This window comes from Amycolatopsis sp. SID8362, assembly GCF_010550475.1.
In the GTDB taxonomy this organism is placed as follows: Bacteria; Actinomycetota; Actinomycetes; order Mycobacteriales; family Pseudonocardiaceae; genus Amycolatopsis; species Amycolatopsis eburnea.
On the sequence record NZ_JAAGNB010000035.1, the window covers coordinates 1 to 664 of the forward strand.

The following is a 664-nucleotide window of genomic DNA, read 5'->3' on the forward strand; positions in this document are numbered from 1 at the left end:
GCCGGACCGCGAACGCGGTGGCCCGCAAGGTGACCGGGTGCCCGCCGCAGCGGTCGGCGAAGCGGAGCACGGCCGCGCGTTCGGCGTCGTCGGCCGGGGCCCGGAACTCCGCGAAGAGCCGCAGGCCCTCCTCCGGGGTCAGGCCCGTGAGGTCCACGGTCGCGGTGTCCCACGGCGCGTGCCCGAACCGGCTGGTGATCAGCGTGTGCACCCGCTCGCTGGGCAGGAGCAGCCGGTCGAGGACGGCTGGCGGCAGGCCCGCCGGCACGTCGTCGACGAGCACCAGCACCCGCTCGCCCGCCGCGTCGATCCGGTCGGCGAGCAGCTCGCGCAGGCGGTCGAGGTCCAGACCGGAGACGTCGGTGCCGAGCCGGTCGGCGGCGGCCTTGGCGAGGGCGAGCGGGAACTGGGCGAGGAAGTCGTCCGGTTCGAGGTGCCCGAACGGGCCGAGCCGGACGACCCCGCCGCCGAACGCGTCGTGGAACAGGTAGGCGTACTGCTCGGCCAGCGCCGTCTTGCCGGCCCCCGGCAGGCCGCGCAGCACGGCGACCGGCCGTGAATACGGTGTCGCACCGGGGAAAGCGGCCGCGTGCAGTGCACTGTGGACGGACCACAGCTCCGGGTACCGCCCGACGAGCCGCGGTGGCGGCCGCCGTCCGGGCGG

The 664-nt window shown here is 76.4% G+C and carries 1 pseudogene; it reads right to left on the reverse strand.

Going from position 1 to position 664, the window contains the following annotated elements:
- A pseudogene (locus tag G3I65_RS01340) lies at positions 1–664 on the reverse strand (hypothetical protein); the annotation flags it as partial.